This window comes from Longimicrobiaceae bacterium (assembly GCA_036375715.1).
Classification (GTDB): domain Bacteria; phylum Gemmatimonadota; class Gemmatimonadetes; order Longimicrobiales; family Longimicrobiaceae; genus DASVBS01.
This window is the reverse complement of the sequence record DASVBS010000081.1, coordinates 77,656-93,989: the sequence shown is the minus strand read 5'-3', so window position 1 is coordinate 93,989 and position 16,334 is coordinate 77,656. Positions and strand designations below refer to the sequence as shown.

The window sequence follows — 16,334 nt, the reverse complement described above, 5'->3', positions numbered from 1 at the left end:
GGGGCATGTGCCCGAGGATCATCGATTCGAGGCCGGCACCCTCAAACGAGCTGGTGCTCATAGGCATACGCCGTCGCCGCCGAGCGGCTGGCAAGTCCCAGCTTAGCGAAGATGTTGCTTACGTGGCGCTCCACGGTGCGCTCGCTGAGATGGAGCTGGGCGGCGATGGCCCGGTTGGTGTGGCCGGCCGCCACCAGGCGAAGCACCTCCAGCTCGCGGGCGGTCAGCCTACGGCCGCGCATCGGGTCTTCGCTGCGCGTCAGCCGGGCTAACCAGGCGAGATCGGGAGTGGCGCCCAGTCGCTGGAAGGTGGCTCGCGCCGCCTCCAGCTCCAGCTCGGCGGTGGTGTGGTCCTCCAACGCGCGGCTCGCAAGCCCGCATAGCGCCCGAGCCCGCGCGCTCTCGTAAGGCGCCCCGAGCTCCTCCCAAAGGGCCACCGATCGGTGCAGGAGGGGGAGGGAGGCCATGGCATCGCCCCCGGCCATCAGTACGGCCCCGGTCGACCGACTGGCGTGGGCGTGCAGCAGAGGCGTATCGAACTCCTTCGCCATCTCCGCAAGCTCCTCGGAGGCGAGCCTCGCGGTCTCGAGATCGGAGTTAGCAACCGCGATCTCGACGGCCGCGGGCAGTAAAGCGCACCGGTCGCGAGGCTCACGCGCCTGGTCGAGGGCGACCCGAATGGTCGAGGCTGCCGCCTTCACCTCGCCCTGCTCCAGACGAAGCAGTGCCATTCCCGGTTCGGGGCGTCGGCCCCACCGGCTCGCCTCCCTGTAGGCGACCTCCGCAGCACGCTGCTCACCGCGCACGCGGTGGAGCTCACCGAGCTGGTAGTACGCGGCCCCGACGGCGCGCTTCGGGGGTGGATTGAGCAGCCACTCGCGCGCACGGCTCGCCTCGGACGCGGCGTCTTCCCATTGCCCCCGCAGCCGTAGGATCTCCGCGCGACGGATCAGGCACTGACCACGGTAGGGAACCAGATCGGGTTGGGCCTCACACCAGCGGGTCAGGGCGCTCGTCCACTCCGCCGCGCGCCGCACGTCGAAGCTCTCGTGGCACGCCTCGATGACACTGCAGTAGATGTCACCGGCGAAGATCGGGCCTACTTCCCCGGCCTCCACCGCAGCCATGGCCTCGTCGAGCAGGGCCACCCCCTCCTCGCGCCGGCCCATCCGCAAAAGCGCGCGCCCCTGCCCGTGCCGGGCAAAGGCGACCAGCTCCGGATCCGCGAACCGCTCACCCAACTCTGCCGCCGCGACGAACGTGTCGAAGGCGCGCGCATAATCGCCCTCATACACGTGGCGCACCGCCGACGGTAGCAAGAGATAGCCCTGCTCCACGCAGCCCTCGACTTCATCGAGGATGCGGCTGGCGCGAGCGATCCACCCGCTCGCCGGGGCGGATTCGCCGCGCTCCATGAGGAGGAAGGCCAGCCGGAGGGCGCAGGAGGCGGCGCCTGCAGGCTCTCCGGCCTGTAGCCGCTCCTGGTGTGCCCTCGCCCAGGCCGCCTCGCTCTCGACCTCCTTGCCGACGAGGTAGGCAGCCGTGGCGAGCCGCTCCACATCCTCCGCATCGAGCCCTCGCTCCCGATCGACGTTGGAGAGGGCACTGAAGGCCTCCGCCCACTGACGGCCGGCGAACGCGGTGCGCGCACGCTCGAGCAGGTCCGATCCGGTCACGTCGCCTCCCGGTGGCTGGATACGCCCTCCCCACCGCGACGTGGGTGGAAATACCCACGGTCGATCCCACTTGCAAATTGGGGGATTTCGCCGATGTGCGCGATGCTGCCGTGCACTAACCTCCGCGAGCGGGGCGGAGCGGTCACCCCGCCTCGACAAAATCACCGCGTTGCCAGCCTCACCCAACCGCCGGCCGAATCAAGTTCCGGGAGGCTGGCGAGCCCCCCGAGCAAGGAGGTGTTTCGATGGGCATGCAAGCGCTGCGAATCTCCACACGGGACGGTGAATTCAGGGAGGTTCCTGCCACCGAGATCGAAAGACTGCAGGGACGGATCGCGGGCAGGCTGCTGCGCCGCACGGAGCCGGAGTGGGCCGAGTCGGTGCGGCTCTGGAACGGGATGGTTCGGAAGGAGCCTGCCCTCGTGGTACGGCCTGGTTCCACTCGGGACGTTGCCGAGGTCATAGACTTCGTCCGCGAGCGGGGCCTCCTTCTCTCGGTCAAGGGTGGAGGGCACAACATCGCGGGCACCGCCATCGCCGAGAACGGCGTGCTGCTCGATTTGATCGGGCTCCGTGAGGTGCGCGTACGTCCGGCAGCGCGCCTCGCAGACGTCGGTGCCGGCTGCCGCATTGCCGACGTCGACCGGGCGACCCAGGAACACAGCCTCGCGACCGTACTTGGCTTCATCTCTGAGACCGGCGTCGCCGGGCTGACGCTGGGTGGGGGCCTCGGTTACCTCGCACGGCGGTTCGGCTGGACGGTGGACAACCTCGAGGAAGTCGAGATCGTCACCGCCGACGGCAGGGTGCGCCTGGCAAATCGCCGGGAGCACGAGGACCTGTTCTGGGGAATTCGTGGGGCCGGCGCCAACCTCGGTGCGGTCACTCGCTTCACCTTCCGGCTGCACCGGGTGGGACCCACGGCCTTCGGTGGGCTGATCGCGTGGCCTTTCGACCGCGTCCGGGAGGTGCTGGACGTCTACCGCGAGACCACCGCTCGGGCTCCAAGAGAGCTGGCGGTCTGGATGGTACTACTCCACGCTCCGCCCACTCCCTTTGTCCCCGCCGACTGGGTCGGCAAGAAAATCTGCGCGATGGCGGTGACTTACACGGGCGACCCCGCGAGAGCAGACGCGGCGGCCGCGCCGATACGTCGGCTTGGAGACCCCGTCTTCGACCTCCTGCGCGAGCAGCCGTACACGGAGCTGCAGTCCTACCTGGACGGCACCGAGCCGGCGGGGATGCACAACTACTGGAAGACCGAATTCCTGCCCGGTCTCAGCGACCAGCTCTTCGACACCATCGTTTCGGAGTTCGCCGCCTGCGAGCTCGAAGGGGCGGAGGTGGGCATCCTCCACCTCGAGGGAGCGCTCAACGAGCGCCCGGAAGACGACGGGGCGGTCGGCAACCGGAACGCCAGGTACGTGATCGGCGCGAAGGCGTTGTGGGCACCGGACGATCCGGCCGGGAGCGAGTACCCGGTCTGGGTGCGGAATTGTTGGACACGCGTTCGACCCTTCTCCACCGGCCGCACCTACATCAACTTCCAGACGGCCGACGAGGGGGACGAGAGGATTCGAGCGACCTACGGCAGCAATTTCGAACGCCTCCTCGCCTTGAAGGAGAAGTACGATCCCGACAACATCTTCCGCAGCAACCGCAACGTCACGCCAGCGCTGCATCGCCCGATAGCGGCCAGCGGCAGCTCCTGATGCGCGCGGCTCGGTTGTAGATGGAGGCCGCCCAGCGCCCTGGTGGAACTGGGCGGCCGGCCACGCTGTTCAGCCCGCCTCATCCGCCGCACGTACGGACGTCACTGCGTGCCCTGCCCTGCCGGAATTACCCGGTACACCCCACCCGCCCGCGTCTCGAATTCCAGCACCCCCGGCTCGGTCGAACGTGTCTCGATCTCCTTCCCCTCGAGCGTGACGCGCACCGGCTGGGCGGCCCGCAGCCGCAACGGCTCTCCAGCGTCGGAACGGATGATCGCCTCCACGAGACGGCCTTCCTGCCAGCGCATGTCCACGCCGAAGCCCCCGCGGGCGCGCAAACCCGTCACGTACCCATTGCCCCATGCGGAGGGGAGCGCCGGCAGCAGGTGGACCTCGCCGCCGTGGCTCTGCAGCAGCATCTCGGCGATGCCGGCCACGCCTCCGAAGTTTCCGTCGATCTGGAACGGAGGGTGATTGTCGAAGAGGTTGTCGAGCGTGGACTTCTGCAGCAGGAGCTGCACGTTCTCGAAGGCCTTCTCCGCGTCCTCCAGGCGTGCCCAGAAGTTGATCAACCAGGCCCGGCTCCAGCCGGTGTGCCCCCCGCCGTGGGCGAGGCGGTATTCCAGCGTGCGGCGTGCGGCGGCCGCGGCCTCCGGGTCACGGCGCGGGATGATCTGCTCGCCCGGGTGCAGGGCGTAGAGATGAGAGACGTGGCGGTGTCCCGGCTCCGCCTCCTCGAAGGGCTCCGGCCACTCCATCAACCGACCGTCCGGGCCGATGCGCACCGGATCTGCCAGTTTCTCCCGGGCTTCACGGACCCGGCGTAGCAGCTCGTCGTCTTCTCCCAGCTCAGCCGCGGCGGTGAGGGTGTTGGTGAAGACGTCCCAGGCGATCTGCTGGTCCATCGAGGGACCCATCACCAGGTGCGACTGCTGCCCGTCCGGGGTGATGAAGGTGTTCTCCGGCGAGACGGCCGGGCCGCTGACCAGCTTGCCGGTTTCCGGGTGGGGTACCAGCCAGTCGAGCAGGAAGGCGGAGGCCTCCCGCAGCACGGGGTAGGCGCGGTTGCGGAGAAACTCGCGGTCGCGCGTGTAGAGCCAGTGCTCCCAGAAGTGGCGCGTGGACCAGGCGCCACCCATCACCCACATCCCCCACTGGGCACGCCCCTCCGGCTCGGTGTTCCACCAGGCGTCGGTCGTGTAATGAGCCACGAAGCCGTCGGCGCCGTAGGCCTCGCGCGCGGTGCGGCTGCCACTCACCCGCAGACTGTCCACCAGGTCGAAGAACGGGGCCTGCAGCTCGCCGAGGCCGGTCACCTCGGCGGGCCAGTAATTCATCTGGATGTTGATGTTGACGTGGTAGTCGGCTCCCCATGGGGCGTCGAGGTGCTCGTTCCAGATCCCCTGGAGGTTGGCCGCCAGGTCTCCCGGGCGGGAGCTGCCGATGAGCAGGTAGCGGCCGTACTGGAAGTAGAGCTCCACCAGGTCGGGATCGAAGGCACCTTCCCTCACCCTCGCGAGGCGCTCGTCGGTCGGAAGGGCGGCAGTGATTGAGTCGGTGGTGCCCAGCGAGAGGTGAACCCTGTCGAAGAGGCGCTGATGGTCGGCGACGTGCCGCGCGCGCAGCTCCGCGTAGTCGCGCGCCGCGGCCTGCTCCAGCGCAGCCTCGGAGTCGGCTGGATCACCCCCACCGTAGTCGCTCGCGGCGGCCAGGAGGATGGTCGCCGAGCGGGCGCCCTCCACGCGAAGGGATCTCCCGGTCGCGGTGACGTGGCCTCCGTCCGTGTGCGTCCGCAGGCGGGCCTCGAAGTGCACCCCCGGGGGATGACCTTCGTTCGTGGCGCGGCCGTACATGCGCAGACCATCCGATCCGACGGCCTCGACTGTTGCGGTGGCCTCCGGCCGGCTCAGCTCGATGTCGAACGCCGGACACCCCGGGTCACCGCACTCCACCCGCACCACCAGCACCTCGTCCGGTTTGCTGGCGAACACCTCGCGTCGGACTTCCACGCCGCCGGTGCGATAGGTGGTCCGCGCAATCGCGGAATCCAGGCTGAGCTCGCGTCGGTATTCGGTGATCTCCCCTGCGTCCCCGAAGTCCAGCCAGAGATCCCCCAGCGTCTGGTGGGTGCTGCGAGTTCCTCCCGGGCGGAGAATGCTGTCGTTGACCAGCGTCTCCGCCTCCACGTAACGGCCGGCAAAGAGCAGCCGCCGGGCCTCGTCGATGAGCTCGCGGGTGCGCGGGTTCAGCTCATGGATGGGCGCCCCGGTCCAGATCGTCTCCTCGTCGAGCTGGATGCGCTCGCGGCCGGTATCGCCGAAGACCATGGCGCCCAGGCGTCCGTTGCCCACCGGAAGGGCCTCGATCCACTCGTGTGCGGGCTCGGTATACCAGAGGACCCGCGCCTCCCGGGGTGGCTGCGAAGTCAGCGATACGCTCCCGGCATCCTCGCCGCAGGCCGAAAGGAAGCCCCAGACTGCGACAGCGTAGAGGCTCCGAAGCGTATGCCGGATGCCAGGGCCTGGACGCGCGGTAAGCCCGCCTCCGCCGGGTGCTGAGCGTCGACCCGACGGCTTGCGGGCCCTGCGCCGAGCCCTGGCCCGCTTCGCGGGCTGTCCCACTCCGTCACCTCGCCGCGTCCGACCGCTGTCGATCGAGCCCATGGATATCGTCGTCCTCCTAGCTGAGCAGTAGCGGCACCTGAGTGTAGGTCGTCAACACGCCGAGCACCGCGAACAGCGGCGTCGCCTGATGCGTCCGACCCGGATTCGGGTCTCGGGCCCGGCGATCTGATCGGTATCCGGCATCAGCCTCTCCCCGGTGAGCGGTGGGTGAGCTGCGGCGCCCGCGACAGACGGCGACGGCGCGGCCGGACCGGACGCGGACTCGCAAGGGGCGCCTGCGGCAGACCGAGCCGATCAAGGCCCGCGAAATCGATGGCTTTCCGATAATCGCCCCGTCGGGAGAAGAAGGGGATGGTACGCGCTAGTGGTACTGGATGTAAACCGGCTCCGGCTCCAGCTCCAGGATCTGCTCGGGCGTCATCAAGGGGTGGCCCGCCTTCGTGTCGTTATGATAGAAGAGCTTGAATCCGGTGAACTGGACCGGATCGTTGGCTACGAACGCCTGGTAGCTCCGCCGCTTGAGCGACGGGGAGCCGAATCCATCCATGTTGATGACCACCTGGACCTCCGGCCGCAGCCGGATGTCGTCCGTGTTGGTGATCATGTTGCGGGTGAAGCGATGCACAACCAGCACCTTGGGAGGCAGGTCATAGCGCCGAACGAGCGCTGCCAGGAAGTCGATGGCCAAGTTGATGTCGTCCGCGCTCATGGTGCCGATGCGAGTGCCCGGCCTGTGCCCCTGCTTCATCGAGAACTCGGGGTCGAGCCCGAGGTGCACCGTCGGCCGCCGCAGGTACTTCTCGAGTCGCGGCAACTCGTCCTGAACGGTGCTCAGCCCCGGCTGAATGTCGAGGAAGAGCAGGGCATCGTGATCCTCGGCCCAGCCCGCCACCCGCTCCACGACCTCGTCCGACACCCGCCCGCGATACTTGCCGTCCCAACCCGGGTCGGCGTGGGCAACCACCGCGATCAGGTGCAGGGCGGGGACGGCGGGCGTGCCAGGATCGGCCGCATTCCACTTTGCAACCTCGCCGTCGAGGCGCGCCAGCATCTGCTCCGGCGGCAGCGCGCCCAGGATCCCCATCCCCCTGGATAGCGGGTTGCCGTAATAGGCGACAATGCGGCGGGCGGGGAGCACTGCGCCTGGCAGAGGCGCCGGGCCTGGGCCCGTCCACGGCTCCGCCGTTGGCTCCCGTCGATCTTCCTCCTGTGGGGGATTAGCGGGCGCTGACGGCACGGCCGGCAGGTCCACCGGGACGGTCGCCACAGGAGGGGCCGGTTCTGGATCGGGCGCTTGAGCGGGCTCGGGTGAGGACGCGCACCCGGCTGTCAGGAGGAGTGTGGCCAACGGCAGTTGTCGCCGTGTGATGGAGCGGAGGAGGATCATGGGGTTTCGCATAGTCCCGCCGGTCAAAGCAATGCAATCCCTTCAACCCGCCACCACGACGATCACTCGCCGGTACCGGGTGAGGGCCGGATCCCCGTCGTCGCTCGCCTCGAGGACGAGGTGGATGGTGTCACCCGGCCGCGCGTCGTCGGGAATGCGGATGATGACCTCGCGCCCTTCGGGGCCGAGGGGAACCGTCCCATCATAGGTGCCCGCATCCGAGTACTGCCACCATCGCAACGACACTCGGTCCCCATCCGGGTCGCTGGCCGCGCCCTCGATTCGCAGAACCTCTCCGGGACGGGCTCGGCGGTCCAATCCTCCTCGCACCCGTATCTCCGGCGGGTGGTTGGCGTCCTCGTACCGCTCCGTCACCGACCAGCGAAGCCGTGCCGCGAAGTCACGCTGCGCCACCGCGAAAAAGCGGGCGGAGGGGTACTGCGAACTGGGCCCCTCCGGCCCGATATCGACTCCCGCACGGCCTCCCCAACCACCGAAGGCAGAATCCTCGTCGGCGCGCAAGCCGTTGTCCAGAAGGTTCAGGAAGGTGGGGGAATCACCCTCGGAAATCCAGGAGCCCGGCTCCTGGACCGGCATCCAGACGATGTAGCCCATGGCGCGGAGCTCCTCCCCGGTGCGGTCGCCGGCCAGGCCGAAGTAGTCGAAGCGATCGCCGGGCACCATCTGCTTGCCGTCGCCCCAGACCCGGTACAGCGCCCCCAGCGGCCCCTGCCTGGACACGTTGTCCCGCGTCCATTCCGCGCTCAGATAGACCTGGTCCTCACGCAGGACGGCCGACCGCGCGCTGTACCCCCACGTCTGCGTGGACACCTCCCGAAACTCGATCTCGGGCCAGTTCGGGCCGATGTAGGTCGCGTAGGTGTCGTCCTGGTCACCAAAGGCGTGGATGACCGCCTTCCGCGAGATCTTCTGATGCAGTGCCGGCCAGTCGGCAGTTCCTTCGAACTCCTCCTGGATCGACTTGAGGGCCCGGGCGATCGTGCTCTGGCCGCCCCAGGCCAGCAGGTGGATGGGTCCCTCCCCTTCGTCGAGCAGGAGCGAGCGGATCAGGTTCGATCCTGGCGAATCGCGCGAGATGTCGCCGTCGAACTCGACGTTGCCGATCCGGATCTTGGATCGCAGCTCCTGCGGGTCAGGGTAGCCGAGGTGATGAACGCGGAGGTTGTCGTACACCTCCGCGTAGGCTTCCACGGCGTCGTGGATGAAGCGTTCCTCTTCCGGCCAGCGCCACGATTCGCACGGGCACAGGTCGAGGCCGAAGCGGGTGTATTCGCGTCCGGGCACGTACCATTTGGTTCCCTTGCCGTCCCCCTTCCAGTGGAACTGGCTGCTCGCGTAGATCAGCCCCTCGATGCGGAAATCGGGGGCGTACAGAAGGAAGCGGATGAGCGAGTTGTAGTCGTCGAGCTCGGGATCGGTGGTGACCACCACGCGAGGTCGGACGCGCGCTTCGGGCGCGTCGTCACCTGTCGGCGCGAGGGCGTCGCATCCGGCGAGGACTGCCACCATTGCCGCAGCCGCAATGCCCACAGCGGTGGTGATCGCGCCACGGCGAACGGAATACGTCCGTCGGCGTCGGGCTCGCAGCTGCGTCATCCGGCAGTCGGGGGAGGATGCGCCGGGAAGATGCGCTATTGGCCGCTGCCCATCTCGGCGAGCACCTGGCCGATGAAGTTTCGCATCTCGTTCTCCCCCACCCGGCGCAGGAACAGGCCCTCGAAGTAGGCGGTGAGGGCATCGAGGAATTGCTGTGCCTCCGGATCGCGGAGCTGCAGGTCGCGGCCCGGCGGGAGGTGGTAGAGCTCGCCGATGGGACCGAGCACGGAGCGTACCTCTTCGCGGAAGATCTCGACGCCTTCCTGCCAGTCGATGCTGCGGTCGTTCAGCACCTGCTCGGCCGCGGTAGCGAAGCCTGCTCGCCCCGCAGCTTCGTCCAGGAAGATGTCGACCTCGTTCACCGAGCGAGGCATCAACATGCAGTCGGAGAACTCGACCACCAGGTGGCGCTGGAGCGCGCGGTTGGTGGTGATCTGGCTGGGAAGCTGTCCGTCGAACAGCAGAAACGAGGGGCAGGTGTGGCAGGCGTTGTACTCGGCTGTGCCCTTGTAGGCCTGCCAGATCGCGCCGGTCGGCTGCACGCTCACGCGGTGTGGTCGCAGGTGGGTCTTCTCCACCTCGCGCACGAGGGCGAGAAGCGCGAGGATTCGCGCCACCGAGTAGTGGCGGGCGTGACCGTACAGGGCGAGGTGCTCTTCCGTGGTGCGGAAGGGGACGCGCCTGGTCCGGGTTCCCGTGGTGTCGATGTGGATGCGGCGCGAGCCGGGCGAGGTCGGCCCGGTCCGGAGGATGCGCTCGATGCGTGCCCGGAAATCACCGACCTGCTGGCGGTACTTCAGCGTTCTGGACATGGGACGGCCGTCCGCTGAGGGAGGAGGGAGTTAGGAAAGGAGATATCGGCGATCGAGCTTTCGCAAGCGCCCTGGTCTCTGAAAGGTAAATCGGATTCGGGCGGCGGGAGAGGTCGCGGGGGGCGCCTCGCTGTATCCGCGTCATGCGACCGGACACTCCGCGGCGTTCGGCGGCTACCGGGCTTCCTCGGATGGCAAGGGCCCGGCGCCTGGCACGAGACCAGCCCGTGGGGACGCCCCTTGTGGGCGCCCGCACTAGAAATCGGCGGGACGGGCACCCTGGGGCGGGTACTGTGGCGGCTCCATCCTCACTGGTAACGCAGAGCCAGAGCGTCGATCTCGAAGGACTCCTGGAACCCGCGCCTTCCGGCGTGCGTCACCCGCAGAATCCGACTTCCGGCCGAGCGCTCGAGCCACCCCAGCTCGAGCAGCCGGCGCAGGAGCTCCGCGCCGAGCGCCCCCGCAATGTGATGCGAGCGCTCGGTCCAGTCGAGGCAGGCACGGGCGAACTGCCGCCTGGAGGCACGCGCTCGGGCCACGTCCACTCCCAGCCCGTCGGCGAGGAACCTGGAACCCGCCTCGGGAAGCTCATAATGCCCGTTGTGGCTATGAAGCACCCCCCGCTCCACGAGGGCGCGGGCGAGGGCGACGCCGAGAGTGCCAGCGAGGTGGTCATAGCAGGCGCGGGCGTGCCTCAGGTCTCGCGCGACGGCGGCGCGTCGATGGGGCAGGGCCGGTCCCGGGCGTGCCAGCGCACCGATGGCCTCGAGCGCCGTGACCACCCGCTCTCCGCTCACGCGGTAGTAGCGATGTCGTCCATGCCGCTCGACCTCGACCAACCCTCCCTCGAGCAACCGGCTCAGGTGCTCGCTCGCAGTCGACGCGCTCACCCCCGCCTCCCGGGCGAGCTCTCCGGCGGGTCTCACCCGCCCGTCCGCGAGGGCGCAGAGAATTACCGCACGCGTCGGATCCGCGATCAACGCGGCTACAGGCGCGATGGAAGCATCACTGATCATCTACCCCTCCCGCTGAATATGCGTGTTGGCCCGCTCGCGACTCTCTTCACCTGACCTCCCGGGGTCCGCTAGTAAGAGGTTCGCGCCCCCGGTGCACCACGAGCGTCCGGGAGACAGCCGGTCCTCAACACCCAAAGATAGGCAGGGACCTTTCGGCCGCGACCGAAGCAAAGCCGGGCCAGGTTGTCTCGTGGGATTGCTAATATCCACACGCCTTTCTGATTTCGGAGGAAAACGTGACCACCACCGCCGTCACTGGCCACTCGTATGCCGCACGCATCACCTGGACGGGCAACCGCGGCAGCGGCACGGAGAGCTACTTCGCCTATGACCGGGAATATGTTGTGGAGATCGAAGGGAAACCGACGATCGCCGGCAGCGCCAACCCCGCTTTCCGCGGTCGGCCCGAGCGACACGACCCCGAGGACCTCTTCGTCGCAGCGGTGGCCTCCTGTCACATGCTTTCCTACCTGTCGCTCTGCGCGCGGGAGGGAGTACGGGTGACCGCCTACCAGGACAATGCCCGCGCAACCCTGATGCTCGAGGCTGGCGGTGGTGGGCGCTTCAGTGCAATCGTCCTACGACCTGTCGTCACAGTCGCGGACGCCCAATCGGTGCGACGGGCGCAGGCACTGACGAGGCTGCACACGAGCGGTGCTTCATCGCTGCCTCGTGTAGCGTTCCCATCCGGATCGAGGCGACGATCCGGGTAAGGTGAGAGCCAGCAATGCCTCTGCCCAGCGTCTCTCTGAATACGGGCACAGGAGTGGTGACAAGCGGCTGCACCGCGTCTACTTTCCCGATCGTGCCCGCCACCGCCCACGCACCCGGTACCGGAGGTGCCCATGCGATTCCTCAGCCGCACCACACTCCGCGGCATCATGCCCGTGATCGGGCTGGTCGCCCTCGCCATGCCCCTGGTAGCTCAGGCTCCCGGCCGCCTGCTGGTACTCTCCAAGGGCGACGAGACCCTGAGCGTCGTCGATCCCGCCACCGGTGACGTCCTCTGGCGGGTGCCCTCGGGGCCCAACCCGCACGAGGTGATCGCTTCCGACGACGGCACGCGCGCCTACATCTCGAACTACACCCCCCACAACACCCTCACGGTCGTCGACCTGGTGAACCGGGAGGTGCTCCCCGTCATCGACCTGGGCGAGCTACGCAATCCGCACGGGCTGGCCTACGCCGACGGCAAGGTCTGGTTCACGGCAGAAGGTGCCGGCGCCATCGGCAGCTACGACCCGGAGACCAACCGCGTCGACTGGACCTTCCGCACCGGCCAGGACCGCACCCATATGATCGAGATGACCGCCGACGCCGGACTGGCCGTGGCCACCAACACCGGGTCCGGGAGCGTGAGCATCGTCGAGCTGGGAGCACCGGGTGGCCCCGCCCAGACCGTCGTCCCCGCCGGGCCGGGGGCCGAAGGCTTCGACATCTCGCCCGATGAACAGGAGGTGTGGGTGGCGAACGCGGGCGATGGAACGATCACGGTCATAGACCTCCCCGGAAAGCGAGTCGCTCAGACGATCGACGCCGACGTCCGCAGCGCCAACCGACTCAAGATCACGCCGGACGGGAGGCGGGCGATCGTGTCCATGCTGCGGAACCCGGAGGTGGCGATCTTCGACGTGGCGTCGCGGCAACCGGTGAAGCGCGTGCAGGTGGGCAGCGGCGCAGCCGGCATCGAGATCCAGCCCGACGGGGCGCGCGCCTACGTCGCGGCCACGCCGGACGACTACGTCGCCGTTCTGGACCTCTCTACGCTCGAGGTGGTGGGTCGGATTTCGGCGGGCCGCCAGCCGGACGGGCTCGCCTGGGTGGCGGGGCGGTAGGGTGCGCCGTTCACCCCATCGCCCTCCCGGGTGCATCCCTGCCCACAACCCTTTCGACACGGCGGTCATGAACGAATCCCTGCGCCCGCGCAGCCAACTCAGCTGCCTGGTCGCACTGGCGGCGATGATCCTCTCCGCGAGCTGCGCCACCACATCCACGCCCGCGCCGCCCTCCGCGGACGCTCCGGCGCCGATGCACCTCTTCCTGCTTGCGGGGCAGTCGAACATGGCGGGGCGGGGTGAGGTGAAGGCGAAGGACCGCGCCACCCACCCCCGTATCTGGATGCTCGACCAGCGCGGTGCGTGGGTACCGGCGGCTGAGCCGCTACACTTCGACAAGCCGGTCGCCGGAGTGGGGCCTGGACTCGCCTTCGCGCGCGTGCTGGTGGAGAGCGATCCAGCGGTGGTGGTGGGACTGGTGCCGACGGCTGTCGGCGGGTCGCCGATCTCGACCTGGGAGCCTGGCGGATGGCACGACCAGACCAACTCCCATCCCTACGACGACGCGCTCGCCCGCGCCCGAATCGCGGCGAGGCGGGGCGAGTTCAAGGCGATTCTCTGGCACCAGGGCGAGAGCGACGCGAATGCCGAGAGGGCGCCACTCTACGGCGAGCGGCTCATCCGGCTGGTCGAACGGTTCCGCGGTGACCTGGGTGCGCCGGACCTCCCTTTCCTGGTCGGGGGGTTGGGGTGCTTCGCCGGTGTGCCGTGGTCACCGTATCGGGCCGCTGTGGATAGCGTGCACCGCTCCCTGCCCACCATCCTCGACAACGTCGTCTTCGTCCCAGCCGACGGGCTGGGTCACAAGGGCGACAGCGTTCACTTCGATTCCCCCGCGACACGCGAGCTGGGCCGCCGCTTCGCCCGCGCGTACCTCGAGTCGACCGACCCGGACGCGGGCGAAGGCCGTCGCCGCGCCGTGCCTTACCCGCCGGGAGAGTGCGCCCGCGCGCGGTGAAGCGTGCGGGCGCGGCCACTCAGGTTCCCACCACTTCCGGCAGATAGATCTCGCCCCCCTTCTCCCGGAACTCCGCCGCCTTCTCCGCCATCCCCGCTTCCGCCGCCGCCCGCAGCTCCTGCGTGATCTTCATCGAGCAGAACTTCGGCCCGCACATCGAGCAGAAGTGCGCCACCTTCGCCCCCTCCGCCGGCAGCGTCTCGTCGTGGTACTCCAGCGCGGTCACCGGATCCAGCGACAGGTTGAACTGGTCGCGCCAGCGGAATTCGAACCGAGCTTTGGACAGCGCGTCATCCCACTCACGCGCCCGCGGGTGCCCCTTGGCCAGATCCGCCGCGTGCGCGGCGATCCGGTAGGCGATCACACCCTGCTTCACGTCGTCCCGATTCGGTAGCCCCAGGTGCTCCTTGGGTGTGACGTAGCAGAGCATCGCCGTGCCGTACCAGCCGATCTGTGCGGCGCCGATCGCGCTGGTGATGTGGTCGTAGCCCGGAGCGATGTCGGTGACGAGCGGCCCAAGGGTGTAGAAGGGCGCCTCGTGGCACCAGTCGAGCTGCTTGTCCATGTTCTCCCGGATCAGGTGCATCGGCACGTGACCGGGGCCCTCGCACATGGTCTGCACGTCGAAGTTCCAGGCGATCCGGGTCAGCTCTCCCTGGGTCCGTAGCTCCGCGAACTGCGCCTCGTCGTTGGCATCGGCCAGCGATCCCGGCCGCAGCCCGTCTCCCAGCGAGAAGCTGACGTCGTATGCCCGCATGATCTCGCAGATCTCCGGGAACTTCGTGTAGAGGAAGTTCTCCTGGTGATGAGCGAGACACCACTTGGCGATGATGCTCCCTCCGCGCGACACGATCCCCGTTACCCGGTTGGCGGTGAGAGGGATATAGCGCAGCAACACGCCGGCGTGTACGGTGAAGTAGTCCACCCCCTGCTCGGCCTGCTCGATGAGCGTGTCCCGATAGATCTCCCAGGTGAGCTCCTCTGGCACCCCGCCCACCTTCTCCAGCGCCTGGTAGATCGGCACCGTGCCGATCGGCACCGGGGAGTTGCGGATGATCCACTCGCGGGTCTCGTGGATGTGCTTCCCGGTGGAGAGATCCATCACCGTGTCGGCACCCCACAGGGTCGCCCAGCGTAACTTCTCGACCTCTTCCTCGATGGAGGAGGTCACCGCCGAGTTCCCGATGTTGGCGTTGATCTTCACCTTGAAGGCCCGGCCGATGATCATCGGCTCGAGCTCGGGATGATTGATGTTGGCGGGAATGATCGCGCGGCCTCGCGCCACCTCGCTGCGGACGAACTCCGGGTCCATCCCTTCCCGCAGCGCGACGAACTCCATCTCCGGGGTGATCTCTCCGCGGCGGGCGTAGTACATCTGTGTGACGGGGCCGGTCCCGCGTAGGGTCCGGCGCGTCAGGGACGGCGGAAGCTCGACGGAGGGCTTGCCCTCGATCGGGCGATAGCTGCGCTCCACCTCCTCGACGCCGCCCCGGGCTCGAATCCACGACTCGCGCAGGGGCGGCAGGCCCTCACGGACGTCGACGCCGAGCGGGCCGCTGGTGTCGTATACACGCAGAGGCGGCTCCCCGCCGCTCAGCTGGATCTCGCGCATCGGCACACGCACCCCGTAGCGTCCTTCGACGTAGACCCGCCGCGATGCCGGGAAGTTCTCCCCGTAGTCTCCGGCAGTAACTGTCGGCCCTTGCCGCTTCCTTCCGCGGACGAGGGTGGCGTTGTCGTTAGTCATGGCATTCCCTCTGGTTGCTGCGAGGAATCCGGTCCCGGGCATGACAAAAGCGCCATGCCCGGGAGGGAGGGCATGGCGCCAAGGGGTTCGGCCGCACGTCGCGGCCGCCTGCTCGTTCTACGCCACCGCGCTCCCTACGCCGGTCTGAACCGGATCAGGTTCCAAGGGACTCTCTCAACCCCGGCATCGACCGGAGTACCCCTGGCGGCTGCTCGCAACATAGCCAAAGGAGGTTGGAAAGGCAAAAAGCTCTATTACTCCGCCGGATCTCCTCCAGCCGCGTCGAGCTCGCGGATGCGCAGCTCGCGGAAGCGCACCTCCCCCGGCGGTCCGCTGTGGATCTGCAGACAGATCAGGCCGCTCTGGGCTATGTCGGGCTCGGTCTCGGTGTAGTCGACGGTGCGCTCGCCGTTGATGAAGAGCTGGATGCGCGGGCCCTGCGCCAGGATGCGGTAGTGGTTCCATCCCGTGGGATCGAGGGTGCGCTCGATCAGGCTGTCCTCGGGCGCGATCAGCACGCGGTTCCGTCGTGATTCGTCGTAGATCGCGCCCCAGTAACCGGCGCCCAGGTCCGCCTGATAGCCGATCGTCTCGTGCGAGTCGGGAATTCGCTCCGAGCGGATCTGCACGCCCGAGTTCACCCCCTCATCCAGTCGGAACTCCAGCTCCATCTCGAAGTCCCCGTACGAATTCTCGCTGCACAGGAACTCGTTCTGCGGTATCGGAGCCGCGGTGGTTCCTCCCACGATGACGCCGTTCTCGACCCGGAAATACTCCTCGTTCCCCTCCCAGCCGCTCAGCGTCGCTCCATCGAAGAGTGAGATCCACTCCTCCTGTCCGGAAGAGCTCGCCGCGCAACTACCCATCATCACCATCAGCAGCGCGAGGGTCGCTACTCTCATCAGCATCTTCTCCGCGTTCTTGGCGACTGGAGGTTCATGGCATGGTCC

At 68.1% G+C, this 16,334-nt stretch carries 12 protein-coding genes and 1 riboswitch; of the genes, 4 read left to right on the top strand and 8 right to left on the bottom strand.

What is annotated here, in order from left to right:
• Window positions 1-41: 41 nt before the first annotated feature.
• The gene (locus VF167_17650) at window positions 42-1,676 is read right to left on the bottom strand and encodes a response regulator transcription factor (protein HEX6927254.1); all 1,635 of its coding nucleotides are present in this window, start codon (window positions 1,674-1,676) and stop codon (window positions 42-44) included.
• A gap of 245 nt (window positions 1,677-1,921) precedes the next feature.
• Between VF167_17650 and VF167_17645 the strand changes: the two genes are divergently transcribed.
• Entirely contained in the window at window positions 1,922-3,388 is a 1,467-nt protein-coding gene (locus VF167_17645) for an FAD-binding oxidoreductase (GenBank protein ID HEX6927253.1), read from the top strand.
• A gap of 101 nt (window positions 3,389-3,489) precedes the next feature.
• Here the strand turns inward: VF167_17645 and VF167_17640 are convergent, their stop codons facing one another.
• The 5 genes from VF167_17640 to VF167_17620 form a co-directional block, all read right to left on the bottom strand.
• Window positions 3,490-6,051: a glycoside hydrolase family 95 protein gene (locus VF167_17640; GenBank protein HEX6927252.1), complete on the bottom strand. Its 2,562-nt coding sequence runs from the start codon at window positions 6,049-6,051 to the stop codon at window positions 3,490-3,492.
• Between the two features lie 322 nt (window positions 6,052-6,373).
• Entirely contained in the window at window positions 6,374-7,150 is a 777-nt protein-coding gene (locus VF167_17635) for a hypothetical protein (protein HEX6927251.1), read from the bottom strand.
• Window positions 7,151-7,441: 291 nt separating this feature from the next.
• Window positions 7,442-9,016 carry a DUF1593 domain-containing protein gene (locus VF167_17630; GenBank protein ID HEX6927250.1) on the bottom strand — a complete coding sequence of 525 codons (1,575 nt, stop codon included), beginning with the start codon at window positions 9,014-9,016 and terminating at the stop codon, window positions 7,442-7,444.
• A 35-nt stretch (window positions 9,017-9,051) separates the two neighbouring features.
• Complete coding sequence (locus tag VF167_17625) at window positions 9,052-9,828, bottom strand: hypothetical protein (GenBank protein HEX6927249.1); 777 nt, start codon at window positions 9,826-9,828, stop codon at window positions 9,052-9,054.
• A 308-nt stretch (window positions 9,829-10,136) separates the two neighbouring features.
• Window positions 10,137-10,844, bottom strand: coding sequence for a winged helix-turn-helix domain-containing protein (locus VF167_17620; protein ID HEX6927248.1), 708 nt, complete (start codon window positions 10,842-10,844; stop codon window positions 10,137-10,139).
• Window positions 10,845-11,080: 236 nt separating this feature from the next.
• Between VF167_17620 and VF167_17615 the strand changes: the two genes are divergently transcribed.
• The 3 genes from VF167_17615 (at window position 11,081) to VF167_17605 (ending at window position 13,637) form a co-directional block, all read left to right on the top strand.
• Window positions 11,081-11,557 carry an OsmC family protein gene (locus VF167_17615; GenBank protein ID HEX6927247.1) on the top strand — a complete coding sequence of 159 codons (477 nt, stop codon included), beginning with the start codon at window positions 11,081-11,083 and terminating at the stop codon, window positions 11,555-11,557.
• A gap of 132 nt (window positions 11,558-11,689) precedes the next feature.
• Complete coding sequence (locus VF167_17610) at window positions 11,690-12,679, top strand: cytochrome D1 domain-containing protein (protein ID HEX6927246.1); 990 nt, start codon at window positions 11,690-11,692, stop codon at window positions 12,677-12,679.
• 67 nt (window positions 12,680-12,746) lie between these two features.
• The gene (locus tag VF167_17605) at window positions 12,747-13,637 is read left to right on the top strand and encodes a sialate O-acetylesterase (protein ID HEX6927245.1); all 891 of its coding nucleotides are present in this window, start codon (window positions 12,747-12,749) and stop codon (window positions 13,635-13,637) included.
• Between the two features lie 19 nt (window positions 13,638-13,656).
• Here the strand turns inward: VF167_17605 and thiC are convergent, their stop codons facing one another.
• Entirely contained in the window at window positions 13,657-15,384 is a 1,728-nt protein-coding gene (thiC, locus tag VF167_17600) for a phosphomethylpyrimidine synthase ThiC (protein HEX6927244.1), read from the bottom strand.
• 113 nt (window positions 15,385-15,497) lie between these two features.
• Window positions 15,498-15,597: riboswitch (TPP riboswitch) on the bottom strand.
• A gap of 41 nt (window positions 15,598-15,638) precedes the next feature.
• Entirely contained in the window at window positions 15,639-16,286 is a 648-nt protein-coding gene (locus VF167_17595; protein HEX6927243.1) for a DUF1080 domain-containing protein, read from the bottom strand.
• Window positions 16,287-16,334: the final 48 nt, after the last annotated feature.